14 protein-coding genes and 2 pseudogenes are annotated in these 21,881 nt (G+C 72.7%); 7 read left to right on the top strand and 9 right to left on the bottom strand.

Going from position 1 to position 21,881, the window contains the following annotated elements; translation table 11 throughout:
- Positions 1-44: 44 nt before the first annotated feature.
- The 3 genes from ACFVVL_RS33090 to ACFVVL_RS33080 are packed head-to-tail and all read right to left on the bottom strand — an operon-like array spanning position 45 to position 3,415.
- On the bottom strand, positions 45-773 hold the full coding sequence (locus tag ACFVVL_RS33090; RefSeq protein WP_387681818.1) for a pyridoxamine 5'-phosphate oxidase family protein: 729 nt from the start codon (positions 771-773) through the stop codon (positions 45-47).
- Entirely contained in the window at positions 770-2,182 is a 1,413-nt protein-coding gene (locus ACFVVL_RS33085) for a hypothetical protein (protein ID WP_387681815.1), read from the bottom strand. Before ACFVVL_RS33085 ends, ACFVVL_RS33090 begins: the two co-directional genes overlap by 4 nt.
- A gap of 27 nt (positions 2,183-2,209) precedes the next feature.
- The gene (locus ACFVVL_RS33080; RefSeq protein WP_387681813.1) at positions 2,210-3,415 is read right to left on the bottom strand and encodes a phosphatidylserine decarboxylase; all 1,206 of its coding nucleotides are present in this window, start codon (positions 3,413-3,415) and stop codon (positions 2,210-2,212) included.
- 282 nt (positions 3,416-3,697) lie between these two features.
- On the opposite strand from ACFVVL_RS33080, the gene ACFVVL_RS33075 reads away from it, so the two are divergent.
- Positions 3,698-5,227: an alpha/beta hydrolase gene (locus ACFVVL_RS33075; RefSeq protein ID WP_387681810.1), complete on the top strand. Its 1,530-nt coding sequence runs from the start codon at positions 3,698-3,700 to the stop codon at positions 5,225-5,227.
- Positions 5,228-5,286: 59 nt separating this feature from the next.
- On the opposite strand, the gene ACFVVL_RS33070 is transcribed toward ACFVVL_RS33075, so the two are convergent.
- Together ACFVVL_RS33070 and ACFVVL_RS33065 are read right to left on the bottom strand one after the other, a co-directional pair.
- Positions 5,287-7,527 carry a glycoside hydrolase family 3 C-terminal domain-containing protein gene (locus tag ACFVVL_RS33070; protein ID WP_387681807.1) on the bottom strand — a complete coding sequence of 747 codons (2,241 nt, stop codon included), beginning with the start codon at positions 7,525-7,527 and terminating at the stop codon, positions 5,287-5,289.
- An 82-nt stretch (positions 7,528-7,609) separates the two neighbouring features.
- Positions 7,610-8,860, bottom strand: a complete 1,251-nt coding sequence (locus tag ACFVVL_RS33065) for an MFS transporter (protein ID WP_387681804.1) — start codon at positions 8,858-8,860, stop codon at positions 7,610-7,612.
- Between the two features lie 110 nt (positions 8,861-8,970).
- Between ACFVVL_RS33065 and ACFVVL_RS33060 the strand changes: the two genes are divergently transcribed.
- Entirely contained in the window at positions 8,971-9,639 is a 669-nt protein-coding gene (locus ACFVVL_RS33060; protein ID WP_387681801.1) for a TetR/AcrR family transcriptional regulator, read from the top strand.
- Here the strand turns inward: ACFVVL_RS33060 and ACFVVL_RS33055 are convergent.
- A complete protein-coding gene (locus ACFVVL_RS33055) occupies positions 9,632-10,222 on the bottom strand; it encodes a TetR/AcrR family transcriptional regulator (RefSeq protein ID WP_380293703.1) in 591 nt (196 codons plus the stop codon). The two genes, ACFVVL_RS33060 and ACFVVL_RS33055, sit on opposite strands and share 8 nt — an antisense overlap.
- Positions 10,223-10,484: 262 nt before the next feature.
- Between ACFVVL_RS33055 and ACFVVL_RS33050 the strand changes: the two genes are divergently transcribed.
- The 5 genes and pseudogenes from ACFVVL_RS33050 to ACFVVL_RS33030 form a co-directional block, all read left to right on the top strand.
- A complete protein-coding gene (locus ACFVVL_RS33050; RefSeq protein ID WP_387681798.1) occupies positions 10,485-12,158 on the top strand; it encodes an FAD-binding dehydrogenase in 1,674 nt (557 codons plus the stop codon).
- Between the two features lie 191 nt (positions 12,159-12,349).
- Positions 12,350-13,574, top strand: a pseudogene (locus ACFVVL_RS33045) (4-hydroxybenzoate 3-monooxygenase).
- 31 nt (positions 13,575-13,605) lie between these two features.
- Positions 13,606-15,339, top strand: a complete 1,734-nt coding sequence (locus ACFVVL_RS33040) for a methyltransferase (protein ID WP_387681795.1) — start codon at positions 13,606-13,608, stop codon at positions 15,337-15,339.
- Positions 15,340-15,539: 200 nt separating this feature from the next.
- Positions 15,540-15,923, top strand: coding sequence for a recombinase family protein (locus ACFVVL_RS33035; protein ID WP_387681792.1), 384 nt, complete (start codon positions 15,540-15,542; stop codon positions 15,921-15,923).
- A gap of 5 nt (positions 15,924-15,928) precedes the next feature.
- Positions 15,929-17,302, top strand: a pseudogene (locus tag ACFVVL_RS33030) (uracil-xanthine permease family protein); the annotation flags it as partial.
- Here ACFVVL_RS33030 and ACFVVL_RS33025 read toward each other — a convergent pair.
- From ACFVVL_RS33025 to ACFVVL_RS33015, 3 genes are all read right to left on the bottom strand, one after another.
- A complete protein-coding gene (locus ACFVVL_RS33025) occupies positions 17,196-17,624 on the bottom strand; it encodes a transposase (RefSeq protein WP_387681857.1) in 429 nt (142 codons plus the stop codon). The pseudogene ACFVVL_RS33030 and the gene ACFVVL_RS33025 overlap by 107 nt on opposite strands.
- A gap of 748 nt (positions 17,625-18,372) precedes the next feature.
- Entirely contained in the window at positions 18,373-18,705 is a 333-nt protein-coding gene (locus tag ACFVVL_RS33020; protein ID WP_380297671.1) for a hypothetical protein, read from the bottom strand.
- On the bottom strand, positions 18,650-21,881 hold a 3,232-nt coding region (locus ACFVVL_RS33015; RefSeq protein ID WP_387681789.1), incomplete at its 5' end, for a polymorphic toxin-type HINT domain-containing protein. The genes ACFVVL_RS33015 and ACFVVL_RS33020, both read right to left, overlap by 56 nt.

Here is a 21,881-nt window from a genome sequence, read left to right as displayed (position 1 = left end):
CTGCGAGCGGCTCTCCCGGGCCCGCAGGACGTGGCGTCGGCGTGCTACGCGGTCCGGCCGTGCTCGACGAGCCTTCGAACGGCGTCGGGGACGGCGGTGCCCTGCTTGACGTGCTGGTCCGGCCGGGCCGGCCCGTAGACCTGGCGGATCGGGAGGATCCCGCCCCAGGCCTTGCCGCCGTCCCAGTCGAGGTCCTCCTGGCTCTCGTGCTCCGGCCCCTCGGGGGCGTGCGTCTTGGAGCGCACCGTGGCGTCCTGGGTGAGGCTGACGGAGAGGACCCCGGTGGTCGGGGTGTGCTTCCCGTCGGTGTCCAGTTCGCCGCCCTTGCCGTCCTTCAGCGGCCGCAGTTCGCTCCAGCGGCCGGGGAAGACCTGGTGGGTGACCGCCTCGATGGCCTTGGCCCGGTCCTTCGACCCGACCTTCCGGGCGATCCCGTCCACCACCACCGAGCGGTAGCCGAGCGAGGTGCTGATCGCCGCGCGCCCGACGACCAGGGCGTCGACCAGGGTGACGGTCAGGCAGACGGGAACCCCGCCGTCCCGCCACAGGTGCTTCAGCGAGGGCGGTGTGGTGTCCGGCCAGGCGGTGGAGCCGTGCAGGTAGAGGAGCTTCTCGTCCCCTTCCTCGTGGTAGGCGTAGACCATCGGGACGCACTTGGGCGTGGTCGCCGCGGTGTCGACGTGGGCGACGACGCAGACAAACCCTTCCCTGAGGACGGCCGTGGCCTTCGCGAGGTCGTCCGTCTCCTTCGTCCGCTTGAGGTGCCCGCTCACGTCGTCTCCTTGTCCGCGTCCTCCTTGGCCCTGCGCAGGATGTCCTCGACCACGCCCGCCGGGTCCTGGCCGTGGAAGGGGCGGTCGAAGAGCCAGTTGTAGAGCATCTCCCGGGAGATCTGCGGCTGGTAGTACGGCACCTCGTGCCCGGAGTCGGGAATGGCGACCTGGGTGACGTTCCTCAGCGTCCGCACGAAGCCCTTCGGGTGCCCCTGCGCCTGCTTCCAGATCAACCGCCTGGCGTTGCCCCAGCCGTCCTTCATGATCTCGGCGAGGATCTCCTCGGTGCTCTGGTAGCCGCAGGCGGTGTCGAAGTCCCCGGTGTAGAGCAGGACCTTGTAGTTCTCCTTCGCGTGGACGAGGTCGGCGTACAGCGGTGACGCGTCCGCCATGACGTCGGCCTTCAGCGCCTCGGCCACCGGGCCGGCGTTGTCCGCGAACTGCCAGGCGTGCTCGGCGTGCAGGGCCTCCTTGACGGCGGCGGTGCCGAGGTAGGCGGGCAGCGCACCCCAGGACAGGTCCTCCCAGCGCCGCACGTCGTAGACGTCGAAGCCGCCCCCGAAGGCCAGCACGGCGTTGACCAGGCCGTTGCCGAGATCGGTGGCCTTCTTCATCTGTTCGGCCTTGAGGACCTCCTGGAACTCGGCGTAGCCGAAGTCCAGGGCGGCCTTCTGGTTCAGGCCGAGGAACCCGGAGGCGTAGGCGTAGTCGATCATGATGCGGATCGAGAGCTCAGGCTTGATCCAGCCGTTGCCCACGGCGATCCCGCTCAGGTTGAGGTGCTTGCCGGCGCCGCTGCCGTTCTCCTCGTGGATCCTCTTGGCGATGTACGGCACGTACTTGCCGGCGTAGCTCTCCCCGCAGACGTACAGGGGGCAGGCCAGGTACTCCGGGTAGGTGTCGAAGAACTGTTGCAGCGCCAGCCAGAACATCCGGCCGAGGGTCTCCTCGTCCTGGACGTAGGCGTCCTCGGTCTCGCAGTAGCTGTATCCGGCGCCGACGGGCTGGTCCCAGTAGAGGAGGTGGGCCTCCTGGTTCCAGCTGTCGGGGCTGACCGAGATGGTCCCGGCGGCGTCGTCGGCGACGCGCAGCGGGCCGTTCTCCAGGAACAGTCCCGCGAGCGAGGAGGCGCCGGGCCCGCCGTTGAGCCAGATCAGCAGGGGGGTCTGCTCGATCAGGTCCTTCTGCTCGGCGGCGTCGAGGTTGGGGTCGCACGTCTGGCTCTCGAAGAACCAGTAGAACAGGTGGCTCTTCGCCGGTCCCGGGCCGTCGACGTCCGCGTACCCGGCGTAGGACCGGGCGGTCTTCGGGAGCCCTTCCTCGTCCTTCTTGGCGGGGTCGGGCCAGAAGTGGATCGTCTGGGTGTTGGCGGCGTTGGCCGGGATCGAGTACACGGGCTGACGGGGCATGGGTCGCCTTCCGTTTCGGGAGGGGGGTCAGGAGGCCGGGGTGATGCGCCCGGGCAGCGGGCGGACGTAGCGCTCGAAGTGGCGCTCGGTGTGCGCGACCTCCTGGAGGACCCCGATGCGCTGGCCCAGGAGCAGCTGCAGTGCGGGGAACCGGCCCGCCTCGAACAGCAGGATGTTCAGTGAACCGCCGTACTGGAAGTAGCCGATCTCGTCGCCCTTCGTCACCTCGACCGGGGCCGAGTCCTTGGTGATCCTGCGGAACGGCTCGCGGAACGTCACGGAGCCGATCGAGTTGAGGCCGACGGGCACCAGGGCGACGTGGCCCGTGCCGTCCGGATCCCCGAGGTGGTCGAAGTACGGCGTCTCGATGATGGCGTATCCGCGGCGGAAGTCCTCGAACAGGCTGTAGTCGTACCCGTAGCCGACGTTCCCCTTGTTGAGCAGGTCGGGGAAGTCCCGGATCCCGTAGTAGACCCCGCCGACGTCGTCGCGGGACTCGACCACCCGGCCGCCGACCGGGGCGTGGTAGCGGTGGTAGGTGTCGGGCATGAGGATGCACGACACGGCCGTGCCGCCGATGAACCGCTCGGCGTACTCGGAGCCGTCGAGCAGCCGGCCGACGCTCATGGTCACGGCCGCCTTGATCGGGAGCGGTGTGTCGGGCGCCAGGTTGTCGACGATCATGTTGATGATGCAGTCGGTCGGGGCGACCACGACGCTGGGGTCCTTGGGGGCGTCGATCGTCCGGGCGCCGGGCTTCAGCTCCCTGATGAAGAACTTGTTGAGGGTCGACCAGTCGCCCTTCTCGAAATCGGCCATCCGCTTCGGGCCGAGTTCGTCGATCCACTTCTCGACCAGTTTCGCGGAATCCGGGGAATCCATCTGCAGGCCCTGCAACTGGGTGAAGTCGGCCAGGACCTCACGCCCCGACTCGCTGGTCACGAACGCGAGTCCGGCGGCGTTCTCGTAGCCGATCCAGCTGAATCTGCGGATGTACTGCAGCCCGTCGGAAATGGGCTGCTTCCAGCCCCAGTCGTACCATTCGACGAAGAAGTCCGCCAGGGTCTTCCCGGTCGCCCCGCGCCAGTCCTTGTAGACGTCCGAGTCCGGGTACACCGTGGGCGGCGTCAGGCCCCTGATCGCCGCGTCGAACTTCTTCCTGAAATCGCTCCCCTCGTCGTCGTAGAGTCTCTCGACCTTCTCCCTGAATTCCTTGATGTTCTGCGAGGCCATGTCCTGCTTCCTTCCGTGCGGTGGGACCCCCGGGCGCTGCTGCACCCTCACCAGTAGGTCCCGGCCGGCGGGGAACCGCGCCCGCAGCTAGTCCGTTCGTCTAGAAACCACCTCCGCCTGGCGGTACGCCGCGTGTCGCTGCCGACCGCGAGTGGTCCTGAAGTCGTAGCGGGGGAGGGGTACTTCGGCGGGGGAGCCCGCTACCGGCGGCGGATGCGGCCGGCCGTCGGGCCCCCCTACGGTCGCCCCGACGGCCCGCCGAGGCACCCGAGGGGAAACACCGTGATCCGCGCCGCGAAGTCGGCCGCCGCTGTGGCGGCACTGGCCCTGACCGTTCTGACCGCGCCGGCCGCGACCGCCGCCGCCGACCCGCTCGCCGCGCTGCGCGGCCAACAGCCGCGCTGGCACGCCTGCGCGAGCGGCCCGCAGGACACCGCCGGCGCCGAGCTCGACGCGGCCGGCGCCCGCTGCACCGAGGTCACCGTCCCCCTCGACTACCGGAACCCCGGCGGGCGGACGATCGGCGTCGCCCTCTCCCGGCTGCCCGCCACCGACCCCGCTCACCGCCTGGGCACCCTCTTCTACAACCCCGGCGGCCCCGGCGTCCCCGCCCGTGACCTGGCCCTCGCCCTGCGGCAGGCCGCCCCCGCCCTGGGCGCCCGCTACGACATCGTCGGCATGGACCCGCGCTTCGTCGGCGCCAGCACCCCGCTCGACTGCGGCTGGCCCACGGCCGGCCCCGGCTCGGCCGGACCCGACCGGCTGGGCTTCGACCGGGCCGCCGAGGTCGCCAAGGACCTCGCGACCCGCTGCGCCCCGTACCGCGACCTGCTGCCGCACGCCTCCACCCGCAACACCGCGCGGGACATGGACCTGGTGCGCGCCGTCCTCGGCGAGCCGAGGATCTCCTATCTCGGCTCGTCCTACGGCAGTTACCTCGGCGAGGTCTACCTCCAGCTGTTCCCCGGGCGCGTCGGGCGGGTGGTGTTCGACGCCGCCATGGACCCGGACCGCTTCGGTCCCGACCTGACCGCCACCCAGGGCCCCGCGATGGCGGCCGCGCTCACCGCCTGGGCCGGCTGGGCGGCCCGCCACGACGACCGCCACCACCTGGGCGGCACGACCGCCGAGGTGCTGGCCGCGGTCGAGCGGGTGCGGCTGGCCGCCGGACGCGCCCCGCTGGCGGTCGGCACCCACCGGGTGGACGAGCGCCTCCTGCCGCAGGTGCTGTGGACGGTGTCGGCCGGTGACGACGCCGCCGCCTACGAGGAGTTCGCCGCCCTGGTGCGGGTCCTGGCGGACGCGGCCGAGGGCCGGCCGGCGCAGCCGACCGCGCTGCTGGAGGCGGTGCTGACCGGCCTGGCCTCCCCCGATACTGGTGGCTACGCCGCCGTGCAGACCGCGATCATGTGCGCCGACCGCGCCGCCTCGCGCGATCCGCTCGACTACTACCGCGACATCCGGGCCCACCGCGCCGACGAGCCGCTGTTCGGCCCGCTCACCCGCAACCTCACCCCCTGCACCTTCTGGCCCGCGGACCCGGCCGAACCGCCCACCCGGGTGCGCAACGACGTCCCGGTCCTGCTGGTCGGCGCCGACGGCGACCCGGCCGCCACCTACCCCGGCCAGCTCTCGGCCCACCGGGCCCTGACCGGCTCGCGTCTGGTGACCCTGCGCGGCGCCTTCCGCCACACCGTCTACGCGGGCCTGTTCGCGCCGCGCGACACCTGTGTGGACGCCGCCGTCGACCGCTACCTCCTGGACGGCGTCCTCCCCGCCGCGGACGGCGACTGCCCGGCCGCCCGCCCGTAGCCCACGCCCGCCCCGCCCCGCCCGGTCCGGTCGCGGACCGGCCGGGGCGGGGGCGGCCGCTACCGCTTCTGGCGTTCCGCCACCTCCGTGACCAGGTCGGTGATGTGCTCGCGGGTGACGCCGAGGCCGAAGCCGGTGAACTTCAGCAGGGGCACCTGGTGGGCGGCGGCCAGGAGCCGGGCGTCGCTCTCGGCGAGGGTGGTGGCGAAGGGGAGTCCGGCCAGCCGCTCGGTGAGGACGGCGGCGCCGATCGGGTGGGCGAGCCACTCGCCCAGGCTGGACCCCGGGGTCAGCGGGTCGAGGACGCCGTCGCCGGGCGTGCGCAGCCAGGTGCGCAGGCGGATGTCGCGGGAGGAGGCGCCGACCTCGACGACGAAGTCGCCGGGGTCGATGCGCCAGCCGCCGCGGGTCGTCGACCAGCGGGCGAGGTCGCGGCCGGTGAGCCGGAACCCGGCCCGGCCCGAAGCGCCCGGCTCCAGGCGGAGCTTCGCGAAGCCGCGCAGTTCGTGGCGGGGGCGGGTGGGCAGCGGTTCGTCGACGGCGAGGTAGAGCTGGACCACCTCGGCGCCGGGCCTGGTGCCGGTGTTGGTGACGGTGACGCGGGCCGTCCAGGTGTTCTCGCCGGTCCGCTCCACCTCCAGGTCGTCGTAGCGGAAGGTGGTGTAGCTCAGCCCGTGGCCGAAGGGGTAGGCGACGGGGGCGTCGACGGTGTCGTAGTGGCGGTAGCCGACGTAGCGGCCCTCGCCGTGGACGGTGTGTCCGTCCTGGCCGGGGAAGTGCGGGTAGGCGGGCGTGTCCTGGAGGCGGAGCGGGACGGACTCGGTGAGCTTGCCGGACGGGCTCTCCGCGCCGAACAGCAGGTCGGCGACGGCGCTGCCGCCGGCCTGGCCGCCGAGCCAGGCCTCCAGGATCGCCGTCGCGTCGTCCTGCCACTCGGCGACGGACACCACCGACCCGTTGGCGAGGACGACGGCGACCCGGGGGCAGACGGCGGCCACGTGGCGCAGCAGCTCCAGCTGGTCGGCGGGGAGGCCGAGGTGGACGCGGTCGAGGCCCTCGGTCTCCGCGGTGTCCGGCAGGCCGAGGAACAGCAGGACGGTGTCGGCCTCGGCGGCGAGCGCGACCGCCTCGGCGGCCAGGGCGGCGTCGGGGGAGCCGTCCAGGGTGAAGCCGGGGGCGAAGGAGAGCGTGAGGTCCGGTCCGGCCTGGGCGCGGAGCGCGTCCCAGGCGGTGTCGAGCCGGGTCGGGGTGACCCGGGAGCTGCCGTGGCCCTGGTAGCGGGGGGTGCGGGCGAACTCGCCGACGACCGCGACGCGCTGCCGGGCCCGGGGGTCGAGCGGCAGCAGCCCGTCGTCGTTCTTGAGCAGCACGGCGCCGGCCCGGGCGGCCTCGCGGGCCAGCTCGTGGTGGGCGTCGGAGTCCCAGGCGGGGAGGCGCTCGGCCCGGTCCACCCGGTCGCGCAGCCGCAGGACGCGCTCGGCGGCGGTGGCGACGGCGGCGGCGTCCAGCCGGCCCTCCTCGACGGCGGTGACGATCTCCTGGTCGGTGCCGGTCGGCGGCATCTCCAGGTCGAGGCCGGCGGCCAGGGCGGCGACCCGGTCGTCGACGGCGCCCCAGTCGGACATCACCAGGCCGTCGAAGCCCCACTCCTCGCGCAGGATGCCGGTGAGCAGCCCGCGGTGGCGGCTCGCGTGGACGCCGTTGACGCGGTTGTAGGAGCACATCACGGTGTACGGCGCCGCCTCGCGGACGATGTGCTCGAAGGCGGGCAGGTACAGCTCGCGCAGCGTCCGTTCGTCGACGTCCGCGCTGACCCGCATCCGGTCCGTCTCCTGGTTGTTGACGGCGAAGTGCTTGACGCAGGCGCCGATCCCCAGGGACTGGATGCCGGTGACGACGGCGGCCCCCATCCGTCCGCTGACGTGCGGGTCCTCCGAGAAGTACTCGAAGTTGCGGCCGCACAGCGGGCTGCGCTTGATGTTGACGCCGGGGCCGAGGACGACGTCCACGCCGAAGGCGGACGCCTCCCGGGCGAGGGCCGCGCCGACGCGGTGCGCGAGGTCGGTGTCCCAGCTGGAGCCGAGGGTGACGGCGGGCGGGTAGCAGGTCGCGGGCAGGCTGGAGCCGAGGAAGGAGATGCCGGGGCCGTCCTCGGCGGGGCGGCGGATGCCGTGCGGACCGTCGGAGAGGGTGAGCGCGCGGACCGCGTCGCGCACCGGGGTGGTGGTCCACGAGGTCGCGCCGGAGGTGAGCGAGGCCTGCTCGGCGAGGCTCAGCCCGGAAACCCGGTCGGTGGTCATGTGGTTCTGCTCTCTCTGCACGGGGGCGGGGACGGGGGCGGGTACGGGTACGGGGACGGGGGTGGCGGGACGGGGCGCCGGGTCAGCGGACGCGGCGCACCGGCAGCACGGACAGGCCGCCGCCGACGGTGACGGCCATGGCGAGGACGAACAGGGCGGAGTACCCGAAGGCGGGGACGACCGCACCGGCGATGATCGGCGCCAGCACCTGCGGCGCGGTGTTGGCGATGTTGAGGAACCCGAGGTCCTTGGCGCGGCTGTGCTGGTCGGGCAGGACCTCGGCGACGATCGCCTGGTCGACGGCTATCAGGCAGCCGAAGCCGAGCGAGGCCAGCACGGTGAAGAAGAGGAAGGACCACAGGGCCGGTGCCACGGTGAGCGGGACGATCCCGGCGGCGGCGATCACCGCGGCCGCCAGGACGAACGGCTTGCGGCGGCCCAGCCGGTCCGACAGCGGCCCGGAGACCGCCACGGACCCGCCGGCGACCACCGCGATGATCAGCCCGCCGAGGGTGACGACGGTGCCGGCGTCTTCGGTGGACAGACCCAAGTGGTCGGTGAGGATGAACAGTTGGTAGACCAGGACGAGGTGGATGCCGAGCAGCGCGAGCAGCCTGCTGACCAGCGCCCAGAAGAAGTCGGCGTCCCGGGGCGGCAGCAGCGAGCGCAGCAGGCCGCCGTCCGGTGCGACGGCGGGGGCGTCGTCCAGGGTCGGCCGGTCGGGTGCGAACCGGACGAAGGCCAGCGCGCCGAGCACGGCGAGCCAGGGGAGCCAGCGCAGCCCCTGCCCGGGGTGGGTGACCAGCAGGCCGCCCGCCACCGAGCCCAGCCCCTGGCCGAGCAGCTGGCCCAGGCCCACCCAGGAGGAGGCCCGGCCGAGCCGCTCGGCGGGGACCCGGTCCGGCAGCACCGCGAACAGCGCGGCGAGCATGGCGTTGAGGCCGGTCTGGAAGCAGACGGTGAGCACGAGCAGAGCGGCGAAGCTCCCGGTGCCGGACATCGCGGTGACGGACAGCGCGTAGCAGACGGCGCCGGCCAGGATCCACGGGTTGCGCCGGCCGTACCGGGAGCGGGTGCGGTCGGAGAGGAAGCCGAAGGCGACCACGGCCACGGTGGAGGTGAAGGCACCGACCGCCGCGACGGTGCTGTAGTGCGTGAGCTTGGTGTCCGGGTCGATGCGTTCGAACACCGCCTGGAGCAGGGTCCAGCCCGCGGTGACCGGGAGCATCCAGCCGAGGTAGGCGGCGCCCAGCAGCGGTCCGAGGCGCCGCGCGGACTCGGGGGGCCCGGCGGCCGGGGCCGACGAGCCGGGGTGGGTGGGGGTGGTGCGCACGGACGGCTCCTTTGCCGTACAGGTGGGGGGTGGCGTCACCCTAACCGTGAAAACCTTGGAGCTCAAGGTTTTCGTCGTCCGGGTCCGTCGCAGCCTCGTAGAATCCGTTCATGACCAAGCCCCGGGGCCCCTACGCCAAGACCTCCTCGAAGCGGCAGCAGATCATCGAGGCCGCGCTCGCCGCCTACGCCGAGGCGGGCAGCCGCAAGGTGTCGGTGCGGGACATCGCCCAGCGGGTCGGGATGACCGACGCCGGGGTGCTGCACCACTTCGGCGGCCGGGAGGCCCTGTTCACCGCCGTCCTCGCCGCCCGTGACGCCGCCTCCGAGGAGCGGTTCGGGGCGTTCGAGGAGCGCGGCGCGGACGACTTCCTGCGCATCCTGGCCGACAACGCGGCCACTCCCGGCCTGGTCAAGCTCTTCGTGGACCTCGCCGCGGCCGCCGCCGAGCCGGACCACCCGGCCCACGACTACTTCGGCCGGCGCTACGAAGGCCTCCGCCGGCGCCTCGCCGACAGGCTCGTCGAGCAGGCCGCCACCCGGTCGGACACCGCCGGGCCGGACAGCGCCGGGCCGGGCACCGCCGCGCCGGACACTGCCCGGCCGGACGCGGAGCGCGCGGACGAGGCCGCCTGGGCAGCCCGGATCCTGATCGCCGCGACCGACGGACTGCAGCTCCAGTGGCTGCTCGACCCCCGCATCGACATGGCCGACGACATCGGCCGCCTCGCCCGCGTGCTGCTGGACGCCCCGGCGGAGCGGCAGCGCCCGGTCAGCTGACCGGCCCGGCCAGCAGCGCCCGCCAGCCCCGCCGGACCAGCCCGGGCACGTCCACCGACGGGTCGTTCAGCCCCTGCAACTGCGCGCCCTCGACGAGCGCCAGGAACGCGGCGGCGGTGAAGTCCGGGTCCAGGCCCGGATCCACCGAGCCGTCCGCCTGCCGCGCCACCAGGTGGCCGCGCACCGCCGTGCGGAACCGCTCGAACCGCTCCCGGAAGTACGGGTGCGCCGGATGCCCGGGATCGAGCGAGGACGCCGCGAGGTGGACGTACAGTCGCACCCACGCCGGGTTCGCGGCGTTGGCCTCCATGACCCGCGCCATGAACGCGCCGGGATCGTCGGCGCCGGCCGACGCGTCCCAGCGCAGCGCCGCCGACTCATCGGTGCCGCGCAGCAGTTCGGTGAGCAGTTCGTCCTTGGAGGTGAAGTGGTGCATCAGCCCGGTCAGGCTCATGCCGCTCTCCCGGGCGATGGCGCGCAGCGACGTGCCGCGCTCGCCCTCGCGGGCGAACACCTCGAAGGCCGCCGCCAGGGCGCGTTCACGCTGCGCCCGTCCCTTGGGCGTCGAGCTGCGGTTGGCCACGGGGGGAGTTTATGCGACCGGCGCGGGTCCCCCGGGCGAGCCCCGGGCGCGAGCACGCCTGCCGCGCACGCCGGCTGCGAGCACGTCTGCCGCGGCACCCTTGTCGAGTAAAACCGAACACTGTACTGTTTCGGTCACCTCCCGACCCGAAGCGACACCGGGGCGCCGACGCGCACCCGGCCGGCCGCCGACTCCGCGGACCACGCGCCCACCGCCCCGCCCCGACGCGGGCCCGTGACGGCCCTTCCCCGAGGAAAACCCCATGGACACTGACGTCATCATCGTCGGAGCCGGCCTGGCCGGACTCACCGCCGCCCACGAACTCACCTCCCGGGGACGCCGGGTGATCCTGGTCGACCAGGAGAACGCCGCCAACCTCGGCGGCCAGGCCTGGTGGTCCTTCGGCGGCCTGTTCCTCGTCGACTCGCCCGAACAGCGCCGGATGCGCGTCAAGGACTCCCTCGACCTCGCCTGGAGCGACTGGCAGGGCAGCGCGCAGTTCGACCGCCACGCGGACGAGGACAGCTGGGCGGTGCGCTGGGCCCGGGCGTACGTCGAGTTCGCCGCGGGGGAGAAGCGCTCCTGGCTGGCCGGGCACGGGCTGCGCTTCCTGCCCACGGTCGGCTGGGCCGAACGCGGCGACCTGCGCGCCGACGGGCACGGCAACTCCGTCCCCCGCTTCCACGTCGCCTGGGGCACCGGGACCGGGGTGGTCGCGCCCTTCGCCCGCTCCGCCCGGCGGGCCGCCGCCGGCGGGCTGCTGACCTTCCGCCACCGCCACCGGGTCGACGAACTCGTCGTCACCGACGGCGTGGTGACCGGCGTGCGGGGCCGAGTGCTGGCCGCCGACGACTCGGCGCGCGGCGTCGCCTCCAGCCGCGAGGAGACCGGCGACTTCGAACTCTCCGCCCAGGCCGTCGTGGTGGCCTCCGGCGGCATCGGCGCCAACCACGACCTCGTCCGCGCCCACTGGCCCGCCCGGCTGGGCACCCCGCCCCGGCACCTGGTCACCGGCGTCCCGGCCCACGTCGACGGGCGGATGCTCGGCATCAGCGCCGAGGCCGGGGCGCGCCTGGTCAACGGCGACCGGATGTGGCACTACACCGAGGGCCTGCACAACTGGGACCCGGTCTGGCCCGGCCACGGGATCCGGATCCTGCCCGGCCCCTCCTCGATGTGGTTCGACGCCCTCGGCCGCCGGCTGCCCGAGCCCTGCCTGCCCGGCTACGACACCCTCGGCACCCTGCGCCACCTGCGGACCGATCCCGCGCTGGCCGGGCACGACCACTCCTGGTTCGTGCTCACCCAGAAGATCATCGAGAAGGAGTTCGCCCTCTCCGGCTCCGAGCAGAACCCCGACATCACCGCCGGCGACCGCAAGGCCTTCGTGCGCGAGCGCCTGCTCGGCAGGGGCGCGCCCGCCCCGGTCGAGGCGTTCAAGCGGCACGGCCGGGACTTCGTCGTCGCCGCGACGCTGGAGGAACTGGTCGAGAGGATGAACGCGCTGACCGGCACCCCGCTGCTGGACGCCGCGGCGATGCGCCGCCGGATCGAGGCCCGGGACCGTCAGCTCGCCAACCCCTACACCAAGGACGCCCAGGTGCAGGGCATCCGCAACTCCCGTCGCTACCTGGGCGACCGCCTGGGCCGCACCGCCGCCCCGCACCGGCTGCTCGACCCGGCCGCGGGGCCGCTGATCGGCGTCCAGCTGCACGTGCTCACCCGCAAGACGCTCGGCGGCATCCAGACCGACCTCTCCTCGCGCGCCCTCGCGGCCGACGGCACACCGGTGCCCGGACTCTACGCGGTCGGCGAGGCCGCCGGGTTCGGCGGCGGCGGACTGCACGGCTACAACGCCCTGGAGGGCACCTTCCTCGGCGGCTGCCTGTTCTCCGGCCGCGCGGCCGGCCGCGCCGCGGCGGAGGCCACCGCCTGACCGGGGCCGACGACCCCGACCACCCCGTCCGGACCCTCGCCCCGCCCCGCCCCCGCCCCCGTCCCCCGTCGCCGGTCGTCGCACCGGCGGCGGGGGGCGGGGCGTTCCGCCGGGCCAGTTCCCCCGGGGGTCACCCTCACGAGTGATCACCACCGCTTCCGTCGCCCGCCCGTCGTTACCATGGGCGAGGGATGACAAACCGTCAGGACACCGACAGGGGAGCGGACATGGGGGAAGAATCGGCCGCGGTGGTGATCCTCGGCGCGGGACCGGCCGGCCTCGTCCTCGGCAACCTGCTGCACCGGGCCGGCATCGACTGCGTCGTCCTGGAGCGCGCCGACCGCGCCCATCTGCACGCCCGCGCCCGGGCCGGCTTCCTCGCCGCGAACACCGTCCGCGTCCTGGACCGCCACGGCCTCGCCGACGGCCTGCACCGCCGCGGCCGGCCCCACGCCACCTGCGAGTTCCGCACCGCCGACGGCGGCTTCCGGCTCGACTACGCGCACCTCGGCCGCGGCGAGCCCCACACCGTCTACCCGCAGCAGTTCCTCGTCGCCGACCTGCTCGCCTCGTACCTGGACGCCGGCGGCCGGCTGCACTTCGCCACCGAGGCCCACCAGGTGCTGGACGCCGGGAGCGAGCGCCCCGTCGTCGAGGCCGGCGGACCGGACGGCCGCCCGGTCCGCTGGCGGGCCCGCTACGTCGCCGGCTGCGACGGCCGCCACGGCGCCGCCCGCCGCTCGCTGCCGCCCGGCGCCGTCGTCCACCACCACGACCACGGCCTGTCCTGGCTGGGCCTGCTCGCCGAGGCGCCGCCCAGCCTGGACGCCGTCGGCTACGCCGTGCACGAACGCGGCTTCGCCGGCCACATGGCCCGCACCGCCGAGATCACCCGCTACTACCTGCAGTACGAGCGCGGCACCCCGCCCGAGGCGTGGAGCGAGGAGCACATCTGGCACGAACTCGACGAACGGATGCGGTCCGCCGACCACGGCCCGCTGCGCCGGGGGAGCATCGTCCAGCGCAGCGTCGTCGACCTGGAGTGCGACGTCGTCGAACCGCTGCGCCACGGCGCGCTGCTGCTCGCCGGCGACGCCGCGAGCCTCATCACCCCGTCCGCCGCCAAGGGCGCCAACCTCGCCGTGCTGGAGGCGGAACTGCTGGCCGAAGCCCTGGTCGACGACCTCGCCCACGGCGACGGCCGCGCCCTGGCCGGCTACTCGGACCGCTGCCTGGAGCACATCTGGCGGGCCCAGGAGTTCTCGCACTGGATGGTCCGGCTGCTGCACGCCGTGCCCGGCCCGCACGGCGGCCCGTCGTCCTTCGACGAGGGGCTGCGCCGCGCCCGCCTGAGAGCCCTGCGCGACTCCCCGCGCCCAGCAGGACTGGTTCGCCGAGAACTACGTCGGCCTCTGAAACCGACCCGCACCGACGAGGACGCACCACCATGACCACCGACGACGACACCACCCGGCTGCGCGCGACCGCCGACTTCGTCCGCCGCCACGACACCGCCACCCTCCTCCCGCTCCTCCTGCCCGGCCTCGACGACACCGCGCTGCGCTCCCTCACCCACCACCTGCGCTTCGCGCACGCCGCCCTGCTGGTCTTCCCGCCCGGCCCGCCGGTCCTGCGCGCCGGCCTCGCCGCCTGCGGCCTGGACGCCGACGTCCCGCCGGCCCCCAGCACCGTCGTCCGCGAGCGGCTGGCCGCCCGCCACCACCGCCCGGCGGCCGCGCTCGACGTCACCATCCGGCGCGTCCCGGTGCCCGGCACCGGCCCGGAGCCCCGCACCGTCGAGGTGTTCGCGCTGCCGGTGCCACCCGGCTCCGGGCTCCGGCCGCTCGCCGAGCACGAACGGGCCCGCCGGCACGAGGACCACCTCGCCTTCGAGCTCCGCCACCCGGAGCCGGTCCTGCTGCGCGGCCTGTGCGCCTTGCTCGCCGACCACGGCGCGACACCCGACGGCGGCGGCCACAACCCCCACGAGAACGGCACCGTCCTCTACTTCACCGCCCCCGCCGCCTCCCGGGCCGGCTACCGCCGCCTGGAGCTGTACGCCGCCGGCGACCACCACGACGCCCTCGACGCCCACCTGGCCGCCTCCGCCCGACGCCCGCCGGCCGAGACCCTGCTGCGACTGCTGACCGGGGCCTGGACCACCCAGGCCCTCGCCGCCGCCGCCCGGCTGCGGCTGCCCGACGCCCTGCACCGCGACGGCCCCGCCGACCCGCGGACCCTCGCCCGCCGCACCGGCACCCACCCCCGCGCCCTGACCACCCTGCTGCGCTACCTCACGATGCTCGGCGTCGTCGAACCCGAGGGCGACGGCCACCGCCTCACCGCCGTCGGCGACCTGCTGTGCGAGGACGCGCCGGGCTCGATGCGCCCGCTGGCGCTGCTCTACGGCGGCCCCTTCTACCGCTCCTTCGGCGCACTCGACCACACCGTCCGCACCGGCGAGCCCGCCTTCGACCACCTGTTCGGCGAGAACCACTTCGACCACTTCGCCCGCGACCCCGCACTCGCCGACCTCTTCGACCGCTCCATGGCGGCGAGCGCCCGGATGTTCGACCCGGTGCCCGGCCACCCGGTCCTCACCGCCGCCGCCCGCACACCCGCCGGCGCCACCGTCGTCGACGTCGCCGGCGGCAACGGCGAACTCCTCGCCCGCGTCCTCGCCGCGCACCCGCGGCTGCGCGGCGTCCTGCTGGAACGCCCGCACGCCGTCGAGGCCGCCCGCCGCACCATGGCGGCGGCGGGCTGCGCCGACCGCTGCGCGTACCGGACCGGCGACTTCGCCGACGTCCCGGCGGGAGGCGACGTCTACCTGCTCTCCCGGGTCCTGCACGACTGGGACGACGAGCGGTGCCGCGCGATCCTGCGCCACTGCGCCCGCGCGATGCCCGCCCACGCCGACCTGCTCGTCCTCGAACGCCTGCTGCCCGCCGACGGATCCCCCTCCCTGGCCACCGCCTGGGACCTCCACATGATGTGCAACGTCGGCGGCCGCGAACGCCGCGCCGACCAGTACGCCGCCCTGCTCGCCGACGCCGGCCTCGCCCTCCTCGACCGCACCGCGCTCCCGCTCGACGCCGCCCTCCTGCACGCCCGCGAGGCCGCCGCGCCGCACGAGAACGCGGGTCGACCGGCGGGTGGTGACGGGCGGAACACCGGGTGACCAGGAGAACGGTCCGCACAGTCCCCCGGAAGTACAGAGAAAGCGAACCCCCGCATGGACCTCGGCGTGCGCTGGAATCTGCACGGTGACGGGCGTACGCCCGCACCGGGAGCGGTCGTCCGCCCCGGCGCATGCACGACGAGTGTCGCCCATTGCCAACAGGCTTTATCGATAGGCTCGTTGTGAATATTCGCCTACGAATGCGTCGTGCGGTGATCTACATCCGGGTGAGTGTGGCTCGGGAGGAGATGATCAGTCCGGAGTCGCAGGAGCATCAGTGTCGGGGGTTGGTGGACCGGGAGGGGCTGATGCTGGTGCGGGCTCCGTTGACGGATCTGGGGAAGTCGGGTCGGGGCTTCACCGACCGGCAGATCGCGGAGATCATCGCCATGGCGGAGCGTGGTGAGTTCGAGGTGCTGTGCCGGCGACGAGCTTCGCGCCCTTTGTCGGGCACTGCCGCCGTCGTCGCCGAGACCGACACCAGGGCCCTCCTCGAACGACCTGCGCTGCGGTCGGGAGATCATGTTGGTTTCAGCGTGTGGTCCCGGGGTGCATTTCGGGACACGGTCGAGTGGAACAGGTAAACGGGATGAAGGTCGGGTTCGGGTGGAAGCTGCACGGGGACGGGCGTGCGCCGCGGCCCGGGGCTGTGGTGCGGCCGGACGAGCGGTTGTCGTGGGGGCGGACGGTCGGGCTCGGGGCGCAGCACGTGGTGGCTATGTTCGGGGCCACTTTTGTGGCACCCATTCTCATGGGGCTGGATCCGAACCTCGCGGTGATGCTGTCGGGCGTGGCGACGGTGTTCTTCCTGCTGGTGACGCAGGGCCGGATCCCGTCGTACCTGGGTTCCAGTCTGTCGTTCGTGGGCGTGGCCGCGGTGATCAAGTCGCAGGGCGGGGACACGGCGACGGTGACGGGTGCGCTACTGGTGGCGGGTGCGGTGCTCGCGGTGTGCGGGGCGGTGGTGCAGGGGCTCGGGGCGAAGGTGGTGCACGCGGTGCTGCCGCCGGTGGTGACCGGTGCGGTGGTGATGCTGATCGGGTTCAATCTGGCACCGGTGGCGGCGGGGACGTACTGGCCGCAGGACCAGTGGACGGCGCTTCTGGTGATGGCGTTCACGGGGTTGGCGCTGGTGGTGTTGCGGGGGTTCTGGTCGCGGATCGCGATCTTCCTGGGACTGGTGTTCGGGTACGCGGTGTCGTGGCTGTTCGACCGGGTCTTCGGGAAGATCCACTCTTCGGTCGGCGGCGGGGCCGCGACGGAGCACTGGCGTCTGGACCTGTCGGGCGTGGGGAAGGCGGACTGGATCGGTCTGCCGTCGCTGCACGCGCCGAGCTTCCAGGCGTCCGCGGTGCTGGTGGCGCTGCCCGTGGTGGTGGCGCTGATCGCGGAGAACGCGGGGCACGTGAAGGCGGTTTCGGAGATGACGGGTGATCCGCTGGACGACCGGATGGGTGCCGCGATCATGGCGGACGGCACGGCGACGGTGCTGTCGACAGCGGTGGGTGGTCCGGCGACGACGACGTACGCGGAGAACATCGGCGTGATGGCGGCGACCCGGGTGTACTCGACGGCGGCGTACTGGTGCGCGGCCGGCTTCGCGATCCTGTTCGGCCTGTGCCCGAAGTTCGGCGCGATCGTCGCGGCGATCCCGGGCGGGGTGCTGGGCGGGATCACGGTGGTGCTGTACGGCATGATCGGCCTGCTGGGCGCGCAGATCTGGATCCACAACAAGGTGGACCTCACCAATCCGCTCCACCTCGTCCCGGTCGCGGCCGGTGTCATCGTCGGCATCGGCAACGTCACCCTCAAGTTCACCGACAACTTCGAGCTGTCCGGGATCGCGCTCGGCACGATCATCGTGCTGACGGGGTACCACGTGCTGCGGCTGATGGCGCCGGCGCACATGAAGCAGCCGACCGGGACACCACTCCTGGACGCGGGCACCACCGAGTACGACGACAACGACGCGGAGCGCAGCTGACCGGGTCCCAGAGGAGCTCCGGGGCGGACCGGCCACAGAGTGGTTCTCCCAGAGGCGCACGCCAGGACGGAGCCGGCGAACTCGTGCGTGGTCGGCCGTGGCCTGTCTTGAGCGGCACCAGCCGCCACGCGCAGCCACTGACCAGCACGTACAACACCGTGTCCACGACCAGTCGGCGCGGAAACTTCAACGGCCGTCCCGCCCGGCGCGGACCCCGCACCGGCAGCAGCGGCTCTATCACCGTCCACTGAGCATCCGTCAGCGAGAATCCGTAGGAAGGCTTGCACGCACAGACACACATGACGGTGATCTTCGCGGACGCCTCAACTGCGAAGATCACCGCCAGCGCATCACGCCACGCAGTTGATCAATTACCCAACACTTTCTGGGCCGGCGCGGGGCTGGGAAGTGGCACGTCGCCGTCCCCGAAGCGGATCGTCGGCGTGGCGGTTGCCAGCACGCGCGGGATCTTGGGGTGGGTGCCGACGTGGCGTTCCTCGACGCGCTGCCCGACGTCTGCGCGGGCAGCAGGGTGGTCAGCTGCTGGCGGGCCGGCCCGTCGTCGGCGCGGCTGGCGACGCTGCCGGGCTGCTGGAGATCCTTCGCTCGATCGCGGCTGGCACCGCGCCGATGTCCGAGCATGCCCGCCAACGCGCAGCAAGCCCTACCGCCGCGGCCACGCGCTGCGCCTGGCCCGTACGGCCCGTGCCCACCTCTCCCTCGGCGACATCGACACCGCCGCCAACACTGCGGCTGACGCGGTGGACCACCTCGGACAGGTTTCCTCGGCTCGCAGTCGCAACACCTTCAACACGTTGCGCGCCGGCCTCAAGCCATGCCGGCAGGTTGCATTGTTCGAGACTTTCTGGAGTGAACTGCTTGACATCAGCGTTGCGACGGCGGCTTCGCGGCCGTGCGGTCCGGCGTTCACGGGAAGTCCACCGACACGACCTGCAACCGCTCCGCATGCACAAAGGCCCCAGTAGAAGCAATGAGCCGCCCACGCGGGTGGGCAGCTCATTGCTATTCCCTGCCGGTCAGGCGACAGGCTACGGAGCCCCTATGCGCAGAAATTCACCATATATTCGATACAATAGGACTGCATATCGATAATGGGCATCGACAACTTCTCGCTCTTCGACGGCCATGCTTTCCCCGAATCGTTCCAGGCGAGAGATGATCCCTTCAAGCAATCCTATGACGTCCGCCCGGCTCGGCCTGAATATCCCCTCGTCAACAAAAAGGATCACCTGGGTCACATGTTCGTCGGCGAGAGCCAGGTCGCCATGAATGAGTGCAAGGTTCTCTCCCGCACACAACAGTTTCTCACCGCGGCGCAGGCCGGGAAACGGCAAGGATCGCCAGAGGGCGTAGCTCTCCATGAAATCCGACAATAGCCCGATCTCTCTCGAAGTCATACCAGAAGCTTACAGGTTTGCCGTCGGGGCCGATGAGCCCGCCCCTACCCGTCTGGGGGTGCACGTATTTTACCCCTTGCGTACCGTCCGCCAGCGTCTCCCGGGTGGCGTCGAGCCACTTCTTCCCTCCTGGCTGGGCGATTTCCGTCGCCCAGTCTTGCGTATCCTGGAGGTACTGCTCACGCGTGATACCGCGTTTCTTTGCATGCTTGTCCCAGTGGTATTCAAACTGTTCCTGAGAAGTTCTGCCGCTGGGGTTGTAGAAGACGTCGTCGATCTTCTTGGTGCACAATCCCGAATTGTGCACCAGTACGGGCGCCGTACCGGCGAGCACATAGTATGTGTGGAGTCCCTGGATGGTCAGGTTGTAGGCCGCGTTGAGTCCGGAGCGGTTCCTGACCTCGATGACGTCTGCGGTTTGTCCGTCCGGGGTACGTAGGGTGTCGCCCCGGTTGAGGTTGCCGGCATCGACCCACTTCCGGTCCTTCTCCACCCAGAAGGGGTGGTGCTCGGTGGCTGTGAGCGTCCCGGTCGGGCCATCCGTTGATGCGATGGTGAGGTCGGTGAATTTCCGGTCTTCGGGCGTGTAGATGGTGGCGTCCACACGGCGTCCACCAGCCTCGCCGGATTCGGGGTCGGTTGCCCAGACCTGGTCGCCGACACGGATCCGCTCGATCGGGAGGGTGGTTCCGTCGGCCATCAGGACGCGTGTGCCGACGAGGAAGCTGTTCGGCTTCAGGCAGTCATTCGCGATCCGCCTGACCCGTGCTGCCCGTGCAGCATCCTCGACGTCCCTGGCCTTCCTTGCGAGTTGGGCGAGCTTGGCCGCCTTTCCGGCGGGGAAGAAGCTGACGGCGAGCTCCGCGCAGGCGGCGGCGCTCTTGTTCCTGATGCATTCCTCGGCGCTGTCGAAGCCGAGGACCATCTTGAAGACCTTCTTGAAGAGCTGGGCCTTGTCCTGGACGCCTTTGAAGAATTCCGTGACGTCGTCGAGCATGTCCAGGAGGCCGTTCGTTATCGGCCCGTTCGGTATGTTGAGGAAGCACCTGAGGGACGAAAACCGATGGCTGCAGGGCTTCTTGTTTGCGCTGCTGTATTCGTGTTCGGCTTCGGTGGCCTCGTTCTGGATCAGCGCTTCGAGTTCCTTCTTGAGCGCCTCCTCGATCTGTGCGGCCTCGGCCTGGATGCCCTCCTCTTCGGCGGCTAGTTCGGCCTGGCGTTCCTGGCGTGCCTTTGTTACGGCGATGTCCCAGGCCTGGTCGGCGGCCTGCTGCGCGGCGTCGGCGTCCTGGCCTGCCGCGCGGGCGGAGGCGTAGGCGTTGTCCGCGGCGGTGCGGGCGCGGGTGGCGGACCAGCGTGCGTGGGCGGCGGAGGCGCTGGCGCGGTTGGCGGAGGCGGTGGCCTTGCCGGCGTCGCGTGCGGCGGCGTTGGCGGCGGTGCGGGCGGTGGTGGCGGACTGGCCGGCGCGGGTGGCGGATGCTTCGGCGTTGTGGGCGGCGGTGTTGGCGTCGGCTGCGTACCGTGCGGCCTGATCGGCGTGAGAGCGGGCTTGGGTGCTGGCGGTCTGGGCCTCGGTGGCGGCGTTGTTGGCGATGGCGGCGGCTGCGGTGGCTTCCCAGGCGTCCTGTTGGGCCTTGGCCGCGGCTTGGGCGGCTTCGGCGATCAGGTGGCGCATCTGTTCGGCGTGGGTGGCGGCGAGCAGGTCCTTGCGGTCGGCCATGTAGCGGTCGGTCTGCAGGAAGGACGTGACGAGGCCGGGGGGACCGGCGAGGGCGAGTTTGGCCGCGGCCTGGACCTCGGGGCCGCCGGCGGCCAGCATCTGGGTGGCCTCGACGCGTTCGTCGATCCGGCGGGCGGTGTACTGGCCCGTCATCAGGAAGGCGGCGACGGCGTGGGGTGAGCCGTCCCGCAGGGCGGCTTCGCCGGCTTCCTTGACGCTGGTGCCGCCGGTGGCGATCACCTGGTAGGCGCGGATGCGGTTGTCGGTGATCGCGGCCTCGTGCTGGCCGGTGGCGAAGAACGCCTCGATCTGCTGCGGGGTGCCCTTGAGTGCGGTGGTGGCGGCGGTGCGCACGGCCTCGTCGGGGCTGTCCTGGGCGAGCTCGACCACGTTCTGGCGCATGTCGTCCAGCTCGGCCTTGCGCCGCCCGGTGCGTGCCCAGTCGACGACCGTCTCGTCGGTGCCGGACAGGGCGGCCTTGGCGGCCTCCTGGCTCCACGGGCCGCCGGCCTTGGCCGCGTGGAGCGCGGCCTTGCGGCCCTTGGCCGCCACGGCCTTGGGGTCGGCATCGGGGCGGGCGGCTTCGGCGGCCAGGTCGGCGGCCTCCTGCTCAAGGATCTTCCAGTCCGCGAGGAGGGCGCCGATGCCCCCGGTGGCCTCGTCCTCCTCCGCCTTCAGGGCCCGGGCCTCCTCGAGGGCGGCGGCGGTGCGGGCGGCGAGGTCCTCGCTCTCGGTCCTGCGGGCGAGGTCGTAGACGGTGCCCGCGGTGGCGACCGCCGCGCTCGCGGTGGCGGCGGCGGCGCGCGCGGCTTCGGCCTGACGGGTGGCTTCGGCCGCGGAGGTGGCGGATTCGCCGGCGTGTTCGGCTGCCTGGTCGGCGGCGGTGGCGGCGTTCTGGGCGTGGGTGGCGGCGGAGCGGGCGGCGTCGCGGGCCTGGTGGGCGGCCTGGGTGGCCTGACGTGCCAGGTTGCTGGAGGCGGTGGCGGCGCGGTCGGCCTCGCGAGCCTGGCGGCGGGCCTGGTCGGCGGCGGCCTGGGCCTGCTGGGAGCTGGCGCCCGCGGCGCTCGCCAGGTTACCGGCCTTGTCGGCGGAGCCCGCGGCCGCGTTCGCGTTGGCGCTGGCGCTCCTGGCGGCCTCCGATGCCTCGTCAGCCGCGTTGGAGGCGGCGCCCGCGTGTTCGGCGGCCTGAGCGGCGCGCTGGGCGCCCGCGGCGGCGTTCCGGGCCTCTTCGGCCCGCTGACGCGCCTCGGCAGCCCTGCTGCGGTCGGAGGCCGCGGCGTTGGCGGCCCTGCGGGCGTCGGGGGGGGGCGCCCGTCGGGGGGGCGCGGTGAGGCGGCGGGGGGTGCGGGAGGCGCGTGGGCGGGGGTTGATCCGACGCGGGGGTGACGTCGAACGCGTGGGATCCGGCGCAGGGGTGAGG

Origin of the sequence: Kitasatospora sp. NPDC058115 (assembly GCF_042884635.1) — a bacterium.
Lineage (GTDB): Bacteria > Actinomycetota > Actinomycetes > Streptomycetales > Streptomycetaceae > Kitasatospora.
This window is presented reverse-complemented; position numbering and strand designations above follow the sequence as displayed.

Bases quoted from the DNA above. Each gene is read 5' to 3' on its own strand.
- ACFVVL_RS33085 (WP_387681815.1), bottom strand. From the start codon at position 2,182: ATGCCCCGTCAGCCCGTGTACTCGATCCCGGCCAACGCCGCCAACACC.
- ACFVVL_RS33080 (WP_387681813.1), bottom strand. From the start codon at position 3,415: ATGGCCTCGCAGAACATCAAGGAATTCAGGGAGAAGGTCGAGAGACTC.
- ACFVVL_RS33070 (WP_387681807.1), bottom strand. From the start codon at position 7,527: ATGACCACCGACCGGGTTTCCGGGCTGAGCCTCGCCGAGCAGGCCTCG.
- ACFVVL_RS33060 (WP_387681801.1), top strand. From the start codon at position 8,971: ATGACCAAGCCCCGGGGCCCCTACGCCAAGACCTCCTCGAAGCGGCAG.
- ACFVVL_RS33050 (WP_387681798.1), top strand. From the start codon at position 10,485: ATGGACACTGACGTCATCATCGTCGGAGCCGGCCTGGCCGGACTCACC.
- ACFVVL_RS33040 (WP_387681795.1), top strand. From the start codon at position 13,606: ATGACCACCGACGACGACACCACCCGGCTGCGCGCGACCGCCGACTTC.
- ACFVVL_RS33035 (WP_387681792.1), top strand. From the start codon at position 15,540: ATGCGTCGTGCGGTGATCTACATCCGGGTGAGTGTGGCTCGGGAGGAG.
- ACFVVL_RS33025 (WP_387681857.1), bottom strand. From the start codon at position 17,624: ATGTGTGTCTGTGCGTGCAAGCCTTCCTACGGATTCTCGCTGACGGAT.
- ACFVVL_RS33020 (WP_380297671.1), bottom strand. From the start codon at position 18,705: ATGGAGAGCTACGCCCTCTGGCGATCCTTGCCGTTTCCCGGCCTGCGC.